This is a genomic window from Novipirellula rosea (assembly GCF_039541335.1).
Taxonomy (GTDB): domain Bacteria; phylum Planctomycetota; class Planctomycetia; order Pirellulales; family Pirellulaceae; genus Novipirellula; species Novipirellula rosea.
The window spans coordinates 144531-163509 of record NZ_BAABGA010000024.1; the positions used below are offsets into that span (position 1 = coordinate 144531).

General features: G+C 54.2%; 15 protein-coding genes and 1 pseudogene. 10 read left to right on the forward strand and 6 right to left on the reverse strand.

Annotated features, from left to right (window positions below; all coding sequences use genetic code 11):
• The first annotated feature begins 67 nt into the window (after positions 1–67).
• From ABD971_RS09765 to ABD971_RS09790, 6 genes and pseudogenes are all read left to right on the forward strand, one after another.
• A complete protein-coding gene (locus ABD971_RS09765; protein WP_345321577.1) occupies positions 68–1273 on the forward strand; it encodes a DUF58 domain-containing protein in 1206 nt (401 codons plus the stop codon).
• Entirely contained in the window at positions 1254–3623 is a 2370-nt protein-coding gene (locus tag ABD971_RS09770; protein WP_345321579.1) for a transglutaminase-like domain-containing protein, read from the forward strand. The genes ABD971_RS09765 and ABD971_RS09770 overlap by 20 nt, the downstream gene beginning before the upstream one ends.
• Entirely contained in the window at positions 3620–4585 is a 966-nt protein-coding gene (locus ABD971_RS09775) for an AAA family ATPase (RefSeq protein ID WP_345321581.1), read from the forward strand. Before ABD971_RS09770 ends, ABD971_RS09775 begins: the two co-directional genes overlap by 4 nt.
• The gene (locus ABD971_RS09780) at positions 4585–5064 is read left to right on the forward strand and encodes a hypothetical protein (RefSeq protein WP_345321583.1); all 480 of its coding nucleotides are present in this window, start codon (positions 4585–4587) and stop codon (positions 5062–5064) included. The genes ABD971_RS09775 and ABD971_RS09780 overlap by 1 nt, the downstream gene beginning before the upstream one ends.
• Positions 5061–6680 (forward strand): permease, encoded by a 1620-nt coding sequence (locus ABD971_RS09785; protein ID WP_345321585.1) that lies wholly within the window; start codon positions 5061–5063, stop codon positions 6678–6680. Before ABD971_RS09780 ends, ABD971_RS09785 begins: the two co-directional genes overlap by 4 nt.
• 76 nt (positions 6681–6756) lie before the next feature.
• Positions 6757–6921 (forward strand): annotated as a pseudogene (locus ABD971_RS09790) (type II secretion system protein); the annotation flags it as partial.
• A gap of 999 nt (positions 6922–7920) precedes the next feature.
• On the opposite strand, the gene ABD971_RS09795 reads toward ABD971_RS09790, so the two are convergent.
• On the reverse strand, positions 7921–8238 hold the full coding sequence (locus tag ABD971_RS09795) for a hypothetical protein (protein WP_345321587.1): 318 nt from the start codon (positions 8236–8238) through the stop codon (positions 7921–7923).
• A 267-nt stretch (positions 8239–8505) separates the two neighbouring features.
• Complete coding sequence (locus ABD971_RS09800; RefSeq protein WP_345321589.1) at positions 8506–8703, reverse strand: hypothetical protein; 198 nt, start codon at positions 8701–8703, stop codon at positions 8506–8508.
• 361 nt (positions 8704–9064) lie between these two features.
• On the opposite strand from ABD971_RS09800, the gene ABD971_RS09805 reads away from it, so the two are divergent.
• Both ABD971_RS09805 and ABD971_RS09810 read left to right on the forward strand, forming a co-directional pair.
• Entirely contained in the window at positions 9065–10492 is a 1428-nt protein-coding gene (locus ABD971_RS09805) for an AAA family ATPase (protein ID WP_345321591.1), read from the forward strand.
• A 1-nt stretch (position 10493) separates the two neighbouring features.
• Entirely contained in the window at positions 10494–11315 is an 822-nt protein-coding gene (locus ABD971_RS09810; protein WP_345321593.1) for an HNH endonuclease, read from the forward strand.
• A 43-nt stretch (positions 11316–11358) separates the two neighbouring features.
• Here the strand turns inward: ABD971_RS09810 and ABD971_RS09815 are convergent, their stop codons facing one another.
• The gene (locus ABD971_RS09815) at positions 11359–12210 is read right to left on the reverse strand and encodes a terminase gpA endonuclease subunit (RefSeq protein WP_345321595.1); all 852 of its coding nucleotides are present in this window, start codon (positions 12208–12210) and stop codon (positions 11359–11361) included.
• 206 nt (positions 12211–12416) lie between these two features.
• Between ABD971_RS09815 and ABD971_RS09820 the strand changes: the two genes are divergently transcribed.
• Positions 12417–13760 (forward strand): cation:proton antiporter, encoded by a 1344-nt coding sequence (locus ABD971_RS09820; RefSeq protein ID WP_345321597.1) that lies wholly within the window; start codon positions 12417–12419, stop codon positions 13758–13760.
• Positions 13761–14025: 265 nt separating this feature from the next.
• Here the strand turns inward: ABD971_RS09820 and ABD971_RS09825 are convergent, their stop codons facing one another.
• The 3 genes from ABD971_RS09825 to ABD971_RS09835 are packed head-to-tail and all read right to left on the reverse strand — an operon-like array spanning position 14026 to position 18235.
• Complete coding sequence (locus ABD971_RS09825) at positions 14026–16263, reverse strand: ankyrin repeat domain-containing protein (protein WP_345321599.1); 2238 nt, start codon at positions 16261–16263, stop codon at positions 14026–14028.
• The gene (locus ABD971_RS09830; protein ID WP_339940472.1) at positions 16256–16630 is read right to left on the reverse strand and encodes a hypothetical protein; all 375 of its coding nucleotides are present in this window, start codon (positions 16628–16630) and stop codon (positions 16256–16258) included. Before ABD971_RS09830 ends, ABD971_RS09825 begins: the two co-directional genes overlap by 8 nt.
• Positions 16631–16663: 33 nt before the next feature.
• Positions 16664–18235, reverse strand: coding sequence for an ankyrin repeat domain-containing protein (locus ABD971_RS09835; protein WP_345321602.1), 1572 nt, complete (start codon positions 18233–18235; stop codon positions 16664–16666).
• A gap of 378 nt (positions 18236–18613) precedes the next feature.
• Between ABD971_RS09835 and ABD971_RS09840 the strand changes: the two genes are divergently transcribed.
• Positions 18614–18796 carry a hypothetical protein gene (locus ABD971_RS09840; RefSeq protein WP_339940469.1) on the forward strand — a complete coding sequence of 61 codons (183 nt, stop codon included), beginning with the start codon at positions 18614–18616 and terminating at the stop codon, positions 18794–18796.
• Positions 18797–18979 lie beyond the last annotated feature (183 nt).

Consider the following 18979-nt stretch of genomic DNA (forward strand, 5'->3'; position numbering starts at 1 on the left):
CTTTAGCAATCTCCACTACCGATGCCACGTCCCTCTCTGGATCTCTCCTACTTGAAGGTGCGCTCCCATGGCAATTGTCCATGCTGCGCCCGACGAGCAAGGTTGGTTGTCGCGTTTGATGACGACTGATTTTTGCCCGTGGGCAAATCGTTTCGTTTATTGGCTCAAAGAACCCATCGGATGGTTCGCTCTGGCGACCGCGATCAGCGTGATGATTGGGTTGTACTTCAGCCCCATTGGCTGGACGTTGGCTGCGTCGTTGACTGCGATCATGGCGATCGGGATGGCGTGGCCGTGGATCGCGGTTCGCGTCACCCGCTGCGGACTGCATCCCGAAATCGATGCGGTTCATGAAGGCACGTCATGCCGCATGGTGCTGAGCGTTCGCAATCGCATCCCGTTGCCGGTTTGGGGACTGGCGATCGAAGGGTACTTGGATTGCGATTCCGACGATGAATCAAAACCAACCGTCGGTCTGGCATGCGTCCCGCCGCGGTGCACTGCGGACTATGCCGTTGAAGTTACGCCTACGATGCGTGGACTTTATCCGATCTTGATCCCGCAGGTCACGTGTTCGTTTCCGTTCGGAATCTGGACTGCCCGTCGTCCGATCAGTGACACCAGACCGCTGATGGTTTGGCCGAGGGTGTACCGGATTGCGGAGTTGCTGCCGCTGGTGGGTTTGACCAACGCAGACCACGGAGACGGCAGTCGCGGTGGTCAGAGCGGCGACTTTGTCGGCGTACGCCCGCTGCGTCATGGTGATTCAGCCAAGCACATCAACTGGGTCGCGTCGGCTCGATCGGATTCGTTGATCGTGACCGAACGTGGCGGGCCGCAATCGGTGACGCTGGACGTGTTTGTTGACACTCGTTGTCATGCCGATCGCGAAGCGTTGGCTCGGCAGACCCGAGTCGCCGCCAGTGTGCTGTCGTCTTTGCATCAATCGCGAATCAAGACCCGAGTTCGATTGGGCGATCGTCCGTTGACGTACAAACTCGACACCCGAGGCAGACGTCACATGCTTGATGCACTGGCGAGTGTCCCCGTCGACGGCGAAGCATGTCGTTGCACCACGAGAGGCAGCGCAAACGCAAGCATCCATATATCGGGATCAACCAATGGCAGTGTGCTGGTCACGATTGACAACCCACGCGGCGGACGGCGTGCCGGCGGTGCCGTTCGCGAAATCGTGATTGGTCCGCGTGAAGACTTGGCAGCCGCGATGACGGATCTCTGGCGGGAGGTGCGTGATGCCAACGTTGCCGCTTGAGCGAAAAACCGTGGAAGCCGTGGCCTTGGCGGTGCTGTCCGTCGCGGCGGTGGCATCGTTAAGATTTCCTGTCGAATCGAAAATACTATTGATCGCCGAGTTGTCGGTAATGGCCGCAACCGTTGTAGGACAGGCTGCCAGCCTGTTTACCCGAATCCAGATGACAGGTTGCCAGCCGGTCCCGCGGATCGTCGGTTGGGTGTTGACAAGATCCACGACGGTTGCGACTCCCATTGTTTTCGCCATCATCGCTCGCGTGACTGGTTCTCCGATCGCCTTTGAGATGACGGCGCTGGCCACCCTCGGTGCTGTTTCGCTGGCTTTATCAACAAGTGACAAGCGGTCGAGAGCGATGTCGTTGGTCGCATCGGGATTCTTGACCTTGTTCGCAGTCGCGATCTCGGACAGTCCCCATGCGGTTTGGATAGCGATCGCGTGGATGACGATTTGTGTTTGGCATTTGGTCGCCAACCACTGGGAACGGCTCGAGTTGTGTCGCGTCGAAAACGTTCGTCGTGAATCGGGCATTCGTCCTGTTTCCGTTTTTGCCGCGATGGCGATTTGCATCGCGGTCGGCTTGCTCACGCGAGATCGTTTAGGGGAATCCAACCGATTGACGTTCGGGTTCATGCCAACCAGCGGCGGTTCGCAGTGGTCCGACCCCGCCGCCCGCAGCGGTGTCGGCAGCGGTGACGCGGCGATCGCCGCCAAGGATCACGCGGAATCGTTTGGCGCGGTCGAGTCCGACCTATTCTTGGAATCGACTGAATCGACTTTGTTCGACATGTTCAGCGATACGATCGGCGAACCGAAGAAGAAAACGAAGTGGGAACGACGCCAAGGAATGACGGCCGACCGAGTCCTGGAAGCTCACGAGAAGACAGCCAAGAGCGAGAAGGGGGGCAGTTCATTTTCAACCGACCGGATGCCGGCAAAGAAACATCTACATCTGGACGATGCCGCTGATCGTGCGGTCATCCAATGGGCCGGACCGACGGGAGTCCGATTGGCGATGAATCGCTATGACACATTTGACGGTGTGGATTGGTCGAACGAGGCGAAGCATCGCAATGAAAACTTGACGCGGCGAGAGATTGCCGGAGCGGCTTGGTTTTGTGATCCGGCGGCGGAACCGTTGGTAAAATCGACAACCGAAGTGAACTTGTTGAAGGTGCTGCGATTGGATTCAGTGCGGTTGCCCACGCCGATGATGACATCGGCATTGCACATCAAAGACGTCGATCGGCAAGACTTCTTTGCGATCGACGACGATGGTTCGTTCTTCATGCCGGGACGCGAGAAAGTGCCGCAGTTGACGGTCGTGAATGTCGCATCAACGAAGGTGATGGAGGATGAGTTGTGGGATGGACTGACACTTCTTGCACGCTCTGGGACGGGCGAACGTAGCGATGGCACGGCGAACGTTGACTTAAACCCAAATGTCGAATTGCCCCCCGGAGAGCCCTCCTCGACCGCCGCTGCGTCCGACTCTCCCGCAAGCGGAAGGGTGAAGCAGGAGGCACCGAAACGGTTGACAAGTCTTGTTACGCAGTGGACCGCCGGACGGGACCACCCCTACGAAAAACTTCAAGCCATCGTTGCGAAACTTCGCGAAGACTTCACCTTCGATCGTTCAGTCGAGAATAATTCATCCGTTCCCGTCGAAGGCTTCCTTCGCAGCGGTCGTGGCGGCGATCATCTATTCGCGACCACGGCGGCACTGATGGCCCGCGAGATAGGTCTGCAATCGCGATTGGTAACCGGATTCTATGTGCGACCATCGGCCATCGACCTTGCAGCAGGTCACACCAATGTATTGCCTGAAGATGTTCACGTCTGGGTAGAAATTCGACTCAACGATGGTCGCTGGTTCGAGGTCGAACCGACACCAGGGTACCAAGAACCAATCTATACGCCGTCGACTTGGTTGGTTGCGAAACAGTTTGCGATGGCGCGGTGGCCACACATGATGTCGCTGCTCGCCGTCGCAGGGCTCCTGTTTGCAACGCGATTGTTCTGGATCGAAATCGGGCTCAGCGCCCTGTATCCCGTCGGCGTGATCGTGTGGCCCCGAGGTCGCATTTCGCTTGCGATGCGAGTGTTGCAAACGCGAGCCAAGTACGCCGGTTGCCCTCGTGTCGCGGGACAACCGCAACGGGATTGGCTGCTGGCGATCACGTCCACCCATGATCAACTACGCGAGACCGCCCGCCGGTTTTGTGACGCTGCCGACCAAGCAACGTTCGCTGGCGGCGAAAACCGATTCCACGAACACACCGTTTCCAGAGAGCTGATGATGAAGCTGAAAATTCAAGTCCTCCGTCAACTAACCACCGAGGCGACTGCATGAAATTGCTCAAAAAACCGGTTGACGAATTGGTCGACGTCGAAAGCGTTGGTGAAACGCTCGATGGTTTGCGAAGTCAGCTCAACCGTGTCCTGCTAGGCAAGACCGAAGCGGTCGAACTGGTCATCGCGTGCCTATTGGCTCAAGGTCATTTGTTGATGGACGATTTGCCAGGGACGGGAAAAACGACGCTGGCCAAAGCGATCGCTGCCTGCGTCGGTGGAAAGCTGGCCCGAGTCCAATGCACGCCGGATTTGTTGCCGTCGGACGTGACCGGGTTCAATTTGTTCAACCAAAAGACTCGCGAATTTGAATTTCACGCGGGGCCGGTTTTCTCGGACGTCTTGCTGGCCGACGAGCTGAACCGGACGACGCCGCGAACCCAAAGCGCGTTGCTCGAAGCGATGGCCGAACGCCAGGTGACGATCGACGCGGTGCCGTATTCGTTGGCAAAAACCTTTTTTGTGATCGCAACACAGAACCCGATCGACTCGCACGGTGCGTACCCGCTTCCCGAAGCTCAATTGGATCGGTTCACGATCAAACTGAAAATCGGCTACCCCGATCGTGCGTCGCAGATCGACATTTTGGAAGCGGCATCGCGAGCGGATTTGTCCCGCCAAGATTCGTCCGCCGTTTTTTCGTTGGATGAACTCGCACGAATCCAGGAACAAGTGCGAACAATCACGGTGCACCCGCGAGTGCGTGAGTACTTGGTGGATTTAGTGGAGGCGACTCGTGAGGACGCAGCGATTGAGTTGGGGGTTAGCCCCCGGGGCATGTTGTTGTGGCAACGGATCGCTCAGGCGTGGGCGCTCCTGCAAGGCCGTGGTTTCGTCACGCCGAGTGATGTACTGCACGTCGCGAGGCCGGTCTTGTCAGTGCGTTTGCTGACAACAACCGACGATGTTGACGGAGTGATCAACCGTTTGTTGGATGCCGTTCCCGCGCCGGAGTACCGATGATGAAATGTTGGAATCGAGTTTTTAGTCGATCGAGCATGGGGGGAACGGCAGCCAGTGCCTGGGCTCCTACGGCGCTCGCATTGGTTCTTCTGGTTGGCTGCACTCCCGACACCGCCGTCAAAACGTCGCACTTTGAACACGATCACGTCGTCGCCGAGCATTGGCCCGCCGATCTTGCCGACGTGGCGGTGAAGTTGCGGGAACGACTCGCGATCGAAAACGCGAGCGAGTCAACGCTGCACGAAATCGAAGAGCTAATCAGTTGGACGGCGGAAGTTGCCGCCGACACGAACCTTGCCGAAGCCGACTGGTTGCCGCTGTACAACGCCAGCGAATCGCTGGCGGCAAACCTGCGTGCCGCCAAAGGCGCTCTGACGAACGAGAATCGCAAGCAAATCGAATCGCTTTGTGATCTGGTGGATGAAGCTGTCAACAAAATTCCTCCGCAACTGAACCGCCTTGCAAAGGACCAATCATGAATCAATCCGTTTCGATGATGCTGGTCGGCGGACTGATTCGCGTCCTGCAAGGATTCACGCAAGCGGCACCGACGTTGTTGGTCGGACTGCTGATCGCATCGGTTTTGCGTTACTACCTCGGCGCCACGGGAACACGTCGATTGTTCGGTGGCGACAGGTGGCAATCGCTGCCGCAATCGTGGTTGGTCGGAATGTTGTTGCCGGTTTGTTCGATCGGCGTGTTGCCAATCTTGTTTGAAATGCGACGTGTGAAGGTGAAACCGGGGGCGATGTCGGCGTTCGCGTTGTCGGCTCCGTTATTTAATCCATTGTCGCTGCTGTACGGGCTGACGCTCAGTCGTCCGTTGGTAATCATCTTGTTTGCATTAGGCTCGTTGGTGGTGGTGACGGCGCTCGGTCTGTTTTGGGATGCGTTTTCAAAGTGGCGTCGGCTTCCAGCCTGCGATGCCGATTGTGATGCCGATGATCGACTGGACGCCTATTTCACACCGGACCATTTAATCGGACTCCGCCGCATCTTCGCAACCATCGTCCACTTCGCACGCGAAGCCACCGGGGTGACCCTGTTGATCACGCTTGTCGCCTTGTCTGGACTGGCGGTCCTGGCCGCCGTGTTGCCTTACGGCGCGATGCAACACTCCGTCGAACGCGACGATTGGTGGGCACCGTTGAAAATGCTGTTTGTTGCGGTTCCGGTGTATGCCACACCGATGTTGGCCATGAGCCAAATGGGGATGATGTTTCAACATGCCAATTCGCCGGGGGCGTCGTTCACGTTGTTGATTCTTGGGGCAGGCATGAACTTTGCCACTCCGTTGTGGTTCGCACGTCACTATGGACCGAAGGCCGCGTCGATATGGTTTGCATTGTTGTTGATGATCGTGGTTGGGCTGTCGTATGCGATCAACAAACCGCTTGTTCCACCAGGCGTCCAGCCAGCCGGTCATACCCACGCGTTCGACATTTACGCCAACCCACTGTCGACCACTCACTCGATCAGCCTCGAATCGATCGGCGATCTGGTCGCCAAAGAGGCCGACGTCAGCATGATCGCTTCGTTAATCGCACTGGCAATCGTCGCTCTGCTTGGACTGGTATTTCGCGTGTTGAAAATCGACGAAGCGTCGTTGGTCGCAAGTGCCAAGGCGGGTTCGTTTGCTTCGTCGCTGCAGACCGAAGATGCAAAGCCGCGTCGCGGCTTGGACATCGTGGTTCCACCGGGCGTGATCGGAGCGACGGTGTTGGCCGGGCTGGTGGCGCTGAGTGTCGTTGCGTGTTATGCCTACTACCCTTCGCCCGACGAATGCCTCGAAGAGATCAGCCTGGCTCGAGCGGAGTGTTTGTCAGCCGCGAACAGCGGACAGGTCGATCACGCGCTGTTTTGGTTGCCGGTCTGGGAAGATTGGAGTCGCCGAATGGAGGTTGGCACGTTCATTCGCACCGGCCAAGTTCGACCCTACCAACGAATGCAGGGGTATTTGATCCGAAAAAAGCTGGAGTTACTTGAACATGAACTTGAGCACGACCCGTTTGAACCGGACGAAACTCAACGGGTTGTGAGGGATATTTTGGGTACCAATTTCCGCTGGGCTCACTCATTTCGGCCAAATCACTGACAATCGATATGCAACGCGACTACAATCGTGGGCGGTCGGACCGGATTGATAGCACCTTTTGCGGATCATCCTATTCATGTTGATTGTTAGAAAAAACTCTTTGCGCGGCTTTACGCTGATCGAATTACTGGTGGTCATTGGGATCGTTGGTGTTCTGATCGCGTTATTGCTGCCTGCTGTTCAGTCGGCTCGCGAAGCGGCACGCAGTACCGATTGCAAGAACCGTATCCGCCAACTTGCCAATCGGCGGATTGAGCAAACACAGACAACACGTTCCAGCCGCGTCCGTCACTCTTTCTGCATGTACAGCCTTCTTTTGCTCGGAGACCACATTTTGAAACCGCTCGATGCCCATTGGAGGCCCGGTCTACTAGTAACGCCCCGGGTGATCAAAAGCCGCCCGCTGCCGTTGTTGTGGACCGGATTGGGGCGGCTGCGGGGGGCAGCCCGAAATAACTGCCAGGCCGCGAAGAGACAGGTTCTTGCTTGCACTTCAATCCGTCAACGAAAAAAGCCGGCGTCTGAAAAATTTTCCAAACGCCGGCTTTCAAGTTTTGTTGTGGATGTCAAGCAAGCTGCCTGTCCCACGGAAAGTTGGGCAAACCGCACTTCGCTCAAACCGAGCTGTAATAGCTCACCCGGACGTAGCCTATCGAGCATGAACTGCTCATCAATTCTCGTGTTTTCTTCCATTTTCTCGCTCGGGAAAACCGCTCTTATTACGAAAATGAAGCTTGTTTTGTAAAAACATCAAGTTTTCCCGCGTGGAAACGGTCGGTTTTCTTTGACAATGCGTCGGGTTTCGATGTCCCCACTGGGCACGCCGAATGTGGTTGGCGCCCTGCAAGCTGCTCGGTCGATGTGACTGGATTGGGAATCAGCAACACTCTGGCCGCCAACCGACCTGCGAACCACCGAGAGCCCGATTCGCGACGAGTACATTGCCGTCTTCGAGCAAGTGGACATGCGAAACTACGGTCCGTTGATGTCTGCACGATCATTGCCACAGCACGTTGCAGCGGCACTCTCTTCCGCAGGACGAATGTGTCTTTGGATTGACTCGAATGAATTGCCTTCTAACCAATTTATAAAATCGGCGTATCAAGCTGGCTTCTGCTTGGTGTTCGCAACCCGCGAGGCGGACTTGCTCCTCGACGTTGTTTCTGATTTTGACTTTGAGGTAACAAAGCTAAACTTGGCCGGTGTCACGCAGGAAGTCCTTCCTAAGTTTCTTGAAACTTTAGGATACCGAGTTCCTAAACAGCGGTTGAATTTGTGCAAGCTTGAAGACGAAAACTACTCGCCACTTTTGTTGCGGCTTGCTGCATCCGTTGGAACAACACCAATTGTCGACGTTGCGGACCTGTTTCGGGAAGCTCTCCGCCAAATGGTCGACGTGGATCCCGAACTCGACATCATTCGCAAGTGTTAGCGTGATGCCGCGAGCGTACGAGTTATTGGCGACCTCATATCGCGAACGATTGCGAAGCGTTCGCCGCACGTCGGGCGAGTTCGCAGTCGCAGCCGACAATCCATTGGCTCGCGACCAATGTTTCATCTTGTCGAGCGTCGTGTTCGCTGCGTCGTACTTCGCCCGCAGTCGCGAAAAGAAGGGCTGCCGGGGAGAGCATCCTGGTGTTACAGAGAAACGGGAAGCTCCACCAGGCCATGCTTGCTCGATTATCCATGACAAACGCTTCAACATCCGTGTTGCAACCCTGCTGTCGCCCCCGGCAGCCCTTTTTGAGTCTCGAGTTTTGAGTCTGCAGTCTGTAGGCGAGTTGAGTTTGCTCCGGACTCCGGCCTGAAGCCTCCCGCCTGCTAATCAGCCAGCCGAGGGCGGCACGATCATGTTAAAACGCAAACCGCGATTTGCTTTGCGAACCGCTTCCTTGCCAGCGAGATGCTTGTTGGCAGCGATTTGCTCTGTCAGTTTGTACTGCTCAACCGATCCAGCATCGCCGGACGCCTTCGCAGGCCCTGCAGCGTTCTCACGGATTACATCGTTAAGGTCATCAGCCATCGCCAGCACTCACTCGCTCGCAAACAAACGTCTCTCTTAGGGTTACTTAGGAGAAGCGAGCCACAGGTAAACCAGAATTTTACGTTTCGACAAAATTTGGTATTTACATCTACGGGGTAACCTCCCCGACAACAACCTACTGCGGAACCCCATTTTCGCCTCCGACCCGCGAATCGCTCGCGACGGTCAACCCAGTTGATACGGAGAAAAACTTTGAGAACGGATTTGCATCGACGCTGACTGACTTCGACCTGCTTAACCAGCATGCTTCAATTCGATAAACTGCTGAGAATTCTAATCCCGCTACTACGATTCGCAGATGATCTGCGTGTCTATACGATTCTCAAATAGGAATTAGTCAATGAAGTTCTACATTGTTGGCAGACAAGGACGCGTATCGCGGAAAGCCAAAGTCCCGTATGCGACGCTTACTCCCGACACATGGAACGACTTCGGTTTTGTGACTCTCTTTACTCTCAAATACTTGACGACTGGAAAAGTTGTCGAGCTTGGACCAGTGAAAATTTCAAGTGCGAAGCAGCATAAGAAGACAAATTTGGATGAAGAATTTGAGCAATTGGCGGACGACCATTTCTCACTCGGACAATCGATTGATTACTACCGCGCCATTCGCAAACTTCCAAAAAAAACACGAGAAGAAATACTTGTCGCTCTTCGTGATGTTGTTTTTCAACCTAATTTGTACGAACAATTCAGTTCGCTTGATGTTTTCTCCACATCCCTCACCCGTTACAGCGAGGCCAGCGTTGTACTGCGTGATGCAGGTAGCCTTTTCAAGCCAACCGCACCAAAAACTACGTCGAAGTGCTCGTTCTTATTTCGGGTGAAGATGCAAGGAGCGTCGTCACCCCACGAACTGTCTGTTGAACTCGGAAACCAACCACTTCTGCCAGACCGTGTTATGGCCCTCATTGGAAAGAATGGAACGGGAAAAACCTGGCTGCTTGGGCGACTAGCTGCTGCGCTGAGCGGTGATGAAGTGAACGTAGGGAAGTTCTTGCCTTCTCGCCCCGCATTTCGTCGGGTAATAGCGATGTCGTACAGCGCATTCGATCGGTTCAACAAGCCGAAAACGAAACGCACGTTCAGCTATATCTACTGCGGGATCTACGACGCCGAAGGCAAGTTACTCGATCGGCGACGGCTATTAAAAAAGTCAAAAGATGCTGCTGCAAAGGTGGCAGAGCTGAAACGGATTGAGCTTTGGACGAATATGATTGACTCAGTATTGGATACGAAGGTAATGGAGGACATTCGGAACTACCTCTATCCCAGAAACCACAATAGCCAGAGTCCTTCTCCGCGGCTCAGCTCTGGCCAACTAGTTCTCTTGTCCACAATCACGGAGTTGGTCGCTTCAATCGAGAATGACTCTATCGTTCTTTTCGACGAACCAGAACTTCACCAACACCCTAATTCCGTTGCGGGTCTACTATTGAGTCTAAGTGGCTTGCTTCGCGAATTCGATTCCTTCGCCATTGTTGCAACGCACTCACCCTTGGTGATTCAACAGATTCCCTCGCAATATGTTCGGCTCTTCATACGCACAAAAGATCTAACGACCGTCCGTGAACTCGTGCGGGAGTGCTTTGGTGAAAATCTTACAGCGATTACACAAGAAATCTTTCAAACGAACGCATCGCCAAGTCTTTATCACGATTGGTTTAAAGACGCAGCGTCGGAATTGACAGATGACGAGATCGTTGCGTTATTCCAGCGTGGGCTAAGCTTTAACGCATTGAGCGCATTGGAAAGCGTGAAGGATTAGTATGGCTGTCCTAAAACCAATCACGGACTGTGATGAAGACACCTATTCAAGCATTGTCGGCGCCAAGCGGGGAGCCCGAAAAAAAAGGCTCGAGAACATATGGGCGATTATTGAGAAACGTTACGGAGAGTATGAGTCATGCGCTGACAAGTTAGAATCACTTTCAACACTAAGCTTAAGCAAGGTAAGGTCAAACGATCTTAGGCATTGTTTCGAGTCGCCGACAAAGCCGTTGAACAGCCTCATCGAGCGTCTCTTAAAGATCGCTCCAGAGAACGGATCGATTGTCTGTCAATATTGTTTGTTCGGCGAAATTGATTGCGTTGACCATTACCTGCCTAAGAACAAGTTTCCCGAATTTTCAGTTCTTCCGAGAAATCTTGTTCCAGCATGCAGTCGTTGCAATCGAATGAAGGGTAGCAAATGGTTGCACAATGGCGATCGCGCGATCGTAAGTCTCTATTTTGACGACGTTCCGAATGAGCAGTTCATCGAGGTGGATATTTCTTTTCCAAGGGGAAACAGAGCCAAGGTTGAGTTTAGGCTTACGAAACCGGCGGGAATGCAGCGAGTTGTCTTTCGCAGATTGCAACAACAATTCGACACCCTTAATCTAATTGAAAGATACAATTTATTCGGCGCTGAATTCGTGTCTGAGGTCGTGGCAGTTGCTCATTCAAAACGACGCGCACGAGTGGAGTCGAATCTTGAAAGTTCAGCTGCGGGGCTCGCGACACAATTTGGAAGAAACTACTATAAGTCGCTCGTCTATAGATCGCTCGCCTCGAATGACGAATTTATGACTTTAATCAATGCAACGTAGACGTTGATGCTATCTGTGCATGCGGTCGAGACGTAACAACAAACTACGAACGTCGATTGCGTTGCATTTCCATGACGCTTTTTCGCGTTGGTTGAATGCTTGCAATGGAATCTGTTCCGTACAGCAAAGAACCCTGCATCGACGCGGCGACGGCGGTGCCTACTAGGCCGTCGAGCCAGTGGTTGTCGGGTTGTTCGGGGCGGGGATTCCATTCGTCGACGGTTCGGCCTCGACCTTCGGTTTTGACAAAATACTCGGCGGTGATTTGTTCGGCGAACATGCGGTGGGTTTCGGATTGGGTTCCGAAGATGGAGAGCCAGCCTCGGTCGCCCATCGCGACGGCGAGGCGTGCGTGAGTGAAGGACTTCCACCAGTTCGTGTCATAGATGACGTGGCGGATCGCCCGCTTGCCGTGGATCAAGGGGACTCGCCAATTGAGTCCGACGCGATCACCTGGTCGACGTTTGTATTCGCTGAATGGGTTGGAGGATGCTCCGACGAAACGACCGTTGGATGGTAGTAAGATCGAAGCATGTGGGCTTTGTCGGCAGAACTGGTAGACGACGTTGGTGGAGTGGCCCCAGTTGGCGTCGATGAGACAGCGGCCGATTCTCATGGCGGCTCCGTCATCGCGTTTCCCTTCGCGACCAAGGATGCTTTCGGTGAGCGATTCGAGGCTGGCGTAGATGGAACCTTCCACGCCGCTAGGGAACCGTACAAAACGGCGATCGCCCTCAGGGTTATGTAGGAGAGAGCTCGGTAGGGTTAACCAGATTCGTGCCGACAGAAATCCGTTCGCGTCAATGGAATCAAGTATGAATTGCGAGATAAAACGGTCCGCAGAGGTTTCGGCAAATGAAACGTTCACGAGATGCCCCATGTCTGGCTGGAGCATGTGGTATTCGTAATACCAATTCACCAAAGGAACCAGCCAACGGCACCCAACAACCAGCTTGAACGCCTGCGTCACGCTGGATTCACTACATTGTTGACCACCCTGGCCTGCGATTTGCTACAGGATCGCGGGGGACGAAAGAAAATGTCGGATGGTGCAAGTGTTGTCCCACCATCCATCACAATGGATTGGCGGGAGTCGCGTTTTTGTTCACCCTAACAGACACCCTCACCTTTTTGGAAGCTTACGATCTATCCCTCGTGGTCGTGGGCTTGGGGGTTCTTGGTCTGGCGACACTATTGCACCGATTTCAAGGTTATCCGTTTTCGTTTCCAATTCTCGCACTTTCAGCTGGCTACGCCGCCTTCGCTTTGCCACTGGACCTCCCTTCGCTCGACCCCAGGAAACACGGCGCGATCGCCTTGCATCTGACCGAACTTGGCGTGATTGTCTCGTTGATGGGCGTGGGGCTGAAAATTGATCGGCTCCTGCAGTGGCGCACTTGGAGTGCGACGTGGCGACTGCTAGGCATCTGCATGCCTCTGACGATCGCCGGGGTCGCGACTCTTGCCTGGTACTTGATCGGCCTCGAAGCGTCGGCTGCGGTGTTACTGGGGGCCGCACTGGCTCCGACCGACCCCGTCCTGGCGTCGGACGTGCAGGTTGGGAAGCCGGACGAGGAGATTCCCGAGGGCAGCAAGCAGGCCGAGAGCGAGGAGGCCTCCAACGAGACGGATCCCACCGAGAAAGAGGACGAGCTGCGGTTCACACTTACGGCCGAAGCTGGACTCAACGACTCGTTGGCCTTTCCCTTCACGTACCTTGCGATTCTGATGCTCAACGAGGGGCTATCGCCAACGAACTGGATCGGCCAGTGGGTACTGGTCGATCTCGTCTATCGGCTTGTCGTGGCGCTCATTGCTGGTACGGCGATCGGCTGGGGGTTGTCTCGCTTGCTATTGCGGGTGCCGGTGGAATCCGAACAGGAGAGAATGAGGGCCGGCGTCGGATCACTAGCGGCGACACTGCTGTTGTACGGAGTGACCGAGATCTTGGGAGGATATGGTTTCCTGGCGGTGTTCATCGGGGGAGTCACGATCCGGCACAGCGAACAGACGATGCAATCGCATCGATCGATGCATGCGTTTGCCGAACAAACGGAGCAGCTCTTTATGACGGTCACCCTGCTCGCCCTCGGCGGTGCGATCGCTGGTGGTTTGCTGGCTCCGCTAACATGGGCAGGGGCCGCGCTAGGGTTACTATTGGTGTTCGTTCTACGCCCAGTTGCCGGAATGATTAGCCTGCTGGGAGAACAGAGGCTTTCCCTCTTCGACCGCGGCATCGTCAGTTTCTTTGGAGTACGAGGCATCGGTTGTCTGTTTTATCTTGCCTATGGAGCGGAAACGGAGAGTTTTTCCAATGAAGACACGTTATGGGCCGTTTGTTCGTTTGCCGTCGTGTTGTCCGTGATTGTGCATGGCATCGCAGCAGCACCCGTGATGCGATTACGCGACCAGCGTCTGCACAGGAACAAGCAGCGGGAAGCTTAGTCCGAGCGAGCCTGAAAGCGAAGCCAAAACCGTTCCAAGCCTTGATCGTCGCCCATCAGAACGATTACCGAACACTCCCGGTGCGGAAAACAAATAGGCAGACGAAACCACGCCAAACGAGAACGCTGGATAAAAAAGCAACCAAGCCCACGGACCGCCGCGAACTGAGACCACTCCTATTGCGATCGCCAGCAACAGAAAGAGAAAACCATACTTTATGTTACCTTTTTCGCTACGTCGTTTCCCGGTTCGACATCTCCTCGACTCAGTCCCACCATAAGAATGGTTGCGGTGTCTTACTTGCGAGTCGTTTGCGTAGCCATTGGGTGGCGGAGTGTTCATCGTCCTCGGGCGGACAAATGGTTAACAACTCCTGCATCAAAGCGTTGGAATCTTTCGTAGGAGCATCAAAACGAGGTTCCAGCCCGTCGTGGCTGACACTGATTAATTGATAGGGGTGCCGATCGTGCAGGTCCATCAACCACGCCAACAGTAACTCGTCGTGCATCCCCATGTTGATACCGTTAACGCCAAAAGCGGCGAAGACTTCGAACATGTCACTCGTAGGCAAAAGGTAAACTCTGTATCCGTCGTCGCTTCGCAACAGTCCTCGCGTAAGAAAAGCGTCGTTGGGCAAAAACTCAGCTCGCAGCTTCAGTAACCTCGCATCCGTAATTCTTACGTTTTCGCACCACAGAATATGTGGGTAATCGTCCCACCTCCCCCACTCGGTGAATCTCATTTTCTTGCGAACAGTTTCAGCGATTGCGAGGAACGGATCCGATGTTGCTACCTGGGCAAGCCGATCTCGCGTTTTCTGGTTGCATAGCTGTTTCGCGTTCTTCCCGAATCGCTTCATTGCAGCAGCAAGAATCTTTTTTCGTTCGTCGTTCCCGCCGATCAACGAAGGTGGCGGCGGTTTGGGTTTGCGTTTTTTCTTGCGAAGCTCCGCAGGCGTATGGGACTCCAGAAATCGATATGCCCCTGGTTTCCCGCACGACTTCGCCGCAAGATACGGACTCTCGCTGCGTTTGTTCAATCGCGTTGGATCGGCACCCAGTTCAACGAGCTTCTTCACCGATGCAATTGCGTTGACCTCGGCAGCAACATGCAGCGGAGTCATCTTGTCAAACGCCTCGGCGTGCAAATCGAAACCAGCATCGACGAGAAAAGAAATGACATCTGCCTGGTTCCCCAGTGCAGCGGTGTGTAGTGCGGTCATCGAAAGAGCGTCCATCGAAGATGGGTCTGCGCCCGCATCGATCAGAATGCGAACCGAATCTACATGTCCATGTAGGGCTGCCCAACCCAGCGCAGTTCGATCAATCGGTGCCGCAGGATCGGCGAACATTCCCAGACCTCCGTTCTCGTACAAGTAGCGAATTCCCTTCATCACTGGACGCTTAGAGTCTGTCCAGTCTGAGCGGTTGAGTTCGGCTCCCGCAGCGATCAGTTCACGCAATATATCGACATTGCCTTGGATCGCCGCGAATGTCAACGGTGTCCAAACGACGCCGTAGGTGGTTTTCACAGGAGTCGTAATGTCAAACCCATTCTCGATTGCTTTCTTGACAGCCGACACATCACCATCGCGTATTCCTCGCGTTGCCAGATCAACCAGTGCCGTCTCATCAGTCAGGTCGGGTTCCGGCAGCAACTTCAGCACGTCCGCTGTGTGTTCGCCACCGATGCTTGCCAACATCGCCGGCGTTCTTCCTTCGCTATCAATCGCCTGTGCGTCCAAACCGGCTTCCAAAAGTAAAGCCGCACACTTCGGACTGCCCGCCACCGCTGCCACGTGCAAGAGACTGCCCTCGTGAAACACTTCATATTTGTCGTTTTTGGGAAAGTCTCGCACATGACGAAGCCGTGAGTACAGCTTGGGAATGCATGTGAAAACCGTTTGATGTCCACCGACTTTTTGGTCGACTGGTTGGCCTTCCTCGAGCAATCGTTCGAGCACCTTCGGTTCATCTGCGAGGACTGCGTAAACGACGGGCGGTCCCTCGTTTGCCAGATGACTTTGCGGTCCGAATCCGATCTCGAGTAGCCACAGCACGGTCTCTGTTTGCAATGAACAAATCGCTTGCCTGAGTGGGCAACGACGAAACGTGAACTCAGCAGGCGTTGGGCAAACCGCCAACAGCTTTTCAGCAATTTCGCGTTTGCCCTCCTCACAGGCATGCACGAACGCTTCCTGGAACTTTTTGCTTAGGTCAGGGTTGGCGTCAGCAATCAGCCGGTCAATCCATTCGCTCAGGTCCGAGTTGTCAATGCAATCCTTGAGCGCCTCGACGCCTGTAGCTTGACTCGCACCTCGGGCGATCAGCAGTTCGGCAATCTCAAGATGACCGCCGCTTAGCGCTAACGCTAAAGGCCTTGCAAAAGCGGGACACTGCGGAGGTCCGTCGGGCGGAACACCTTCGTCCAACCATTGCTTCACCTCTGGCAGCTTTCCATCGCATATCGCTTCGATCATCGCCTCGTGATTTGAATTAGGCATTTTCATTGTCTTCGCTCCGTTGCATAGTCGCGATCAATCGTGTGCGAAAAGTCTGGTATCCTCGCGCGTAATCTTTCTCAAACGTTGAAGCATCCGGCACGAGCGGTTTTCTCTTGGTTTCGATAAAGTCATGATAGTCGAATAGTTGGCGTATGACTGAGTCGAAAGGGCTGTTAATCGCCGGCTCCATAAAGAACCCCTCGATCACCTCCGAGCGAAAAATATCGTAGTCGATTGAAATAACGTATCGCTGGCGGGCATAGTGATACAACGTGTAGCAGAAGATGTGGTCGCCAAGCTGTGTAATGATCCCGTACAGATTCTTTTCGGAATGAATGAACGTTTCCAATTGATGAGAATCGTTCACTTCGATGTAGCATCCGATCGATTCAAACCCGGCTCAACGCATGGCTTGGTCCATCTCGCTGAATCTCACGACATCAACCCAATCTAGATGCTCAACGGACATCAGCTTGATTTTTTCGGGGAGTGACATCGCAGTCGCGAGATCAGGTTCAAAAAGCACTGGCGACTTTTTTCGAGGTGGGTTCTTTTCGCCCCGGACAATTTTCGTCAATCGGTCCATGATCTTAGGGACCGCGTCCGACAAAGATTGTAAAGCGTCGCGAGACTGCCTTTGAAATTGCTCTTCGTAAAATGCCAAACGACCGGCTAGGTACCGCATGGATTCGCGGGGATATTCTTCACGCACAAATTCGCTTAGTTCCGCACGCAATCCAGGCGGCGGTTGAATGTCTCCGCAGTCACCCATCCTCTGTAACGATTTCTCAACAAGTGCAGGGATCGCGTCCGAACTGTTCCCAGCGTCCAGATCACCGTCGCCGTGTGAAAGCAGGCATAAAACAAGGTCGATCCGGTTCTTGGAAACCGCGATGTCCAAGGAAGTTTTCTTAACGGTATCCCACGGCATGTCTGAAAGTTGTTTGAAATCGCAACCGGCTTTCACCAGGGAATCGATCAGTCCTACCGCGTCCGTTGCCAGAACGGTCGAATGATCCACCAAGATTGCCATCGGATTAGGCTGGCGGAAACCACCATCGTTCGGATCCGCACCCGCATCCAGAACTGCCAGCACAATTTTTACCGAGTTGGGGAAATGCCAGTTCAAGTAGGTGATTGCCAACCCAATCGCCGTCGACGGAGTGCCCGGCAACTTGGTTCGATTAGCATCATTCGCGAGTGCGTGTCGAACACGCTCAAGATCGTGTTTTTGGATTCCGTGGACAAGATCGGTGTTCGTGGTCTTTTGAGCTTTCGATCGACGCTTGGAAGGCGTCGTTTTTGAACTGCCAAACCGAATCAAGTCGACCCTTGCAATGTTTTGTTCGGCAAGCGCATCACTATGCATAGCGAACAAATGCCCATCCCAAACACAGCACGGGTCATAAGCGTCGAGATCAATCATCAATTGTTGATGAACATCGTCAATGGTCTGGTACTCGAGCGGCCAATTGGCAGAGTAGTCGTCGGATTCAAATTCCAAGAATCCATCAAGCTCGTCCTCATCGTCTTCGGGTTCATCCCATGCAGCACCATCACTAGAGAAAAACAACCGTCGTCGCCCTGCTTCATACAGTTCAACATAGAGTGCACCACTTGTCTTTTGGTAGCCGGTTCTCAACCAACGACCCGGCTCAGTTCTGGCAATTGCTCTGATGATTTCCTGAAACGTCGAAGGCCCAGCGAGCCAGTTCCATTTCTGGTGTTGAGGCTGAATCAAGAGCGACCAGGCTCCGTCCGGTGAGTCAAAATACTTCGCAAGCACATCTCGCTTCTCGATCTTGGTTACGCTCTGAACATCGGTCATCTGCCGAAACATGTCCGCCGGGTCGTCGCCAACGGCATCAAAAAGGATGGACTCCCACGAGCCTCCCGAGCCGAATGTGGTCCAAACGCCTCGCCGATTGGGGACCGCGTATTTTGTTAAAACGGTTTCGTAGCTCTGGGGCATCTTGCTATTAGAAAACGGGGAAGTATCAGTTTGCTTGACGACGAACTATAGCAACAGTTCGTTGCGAGCTTAATTTGTAACAGGATCGCGGATACGATGTCGTCAGTGCCAGACACTTTCGGCACTCGCGCACACTGAGGGCTCCTGATTCGATCATTCACCAAAACAACAAACTTGGAGGCTAGTCATGAGCGATGACACTCAAGCCGATAACGCACCACAGCGTGAGCCCACTATCCTTCACCGTTCCGACTGGGCGTCGCACGATGAACTGTGGATGGGCGCCGTCCAGGGCAAGGATCTTGTCGATCCGGATCCAGCCATCATCGTTAGAGACTTCTTTGAGTTGGCGTCGAAGGGAGCAAGGACAAGCGAAGCATGCTTTCTAAGATCGAGGATGACGCACCCGGATTGCAACTCGCGTTCAGGAAACAGTGGCGCGAACTCGATGAACGATTGCAACAGAAGCGGTTGTCAGACGTCATTGCACAAGTTGTACTGAACCACCGTGACGACGAGATCGCAGTCGAGACCACCGACGAATTCAAGCACGCACTTTAAACGGATAGCGCGGAGGCTGATCAGTCCTCACGAAGCCGCTGAAGAAGGTCCGCAACACCGACCGATTCAAATGCTTGTTGCAAATATTTAAGATCCGCCGTGTCACCCAGAAGTGCCATTAGCGTACGAAAAGCAGGGCCTGGAGACAAAAACTGTGGGTAGACCCCGAAATATCTCGAACAC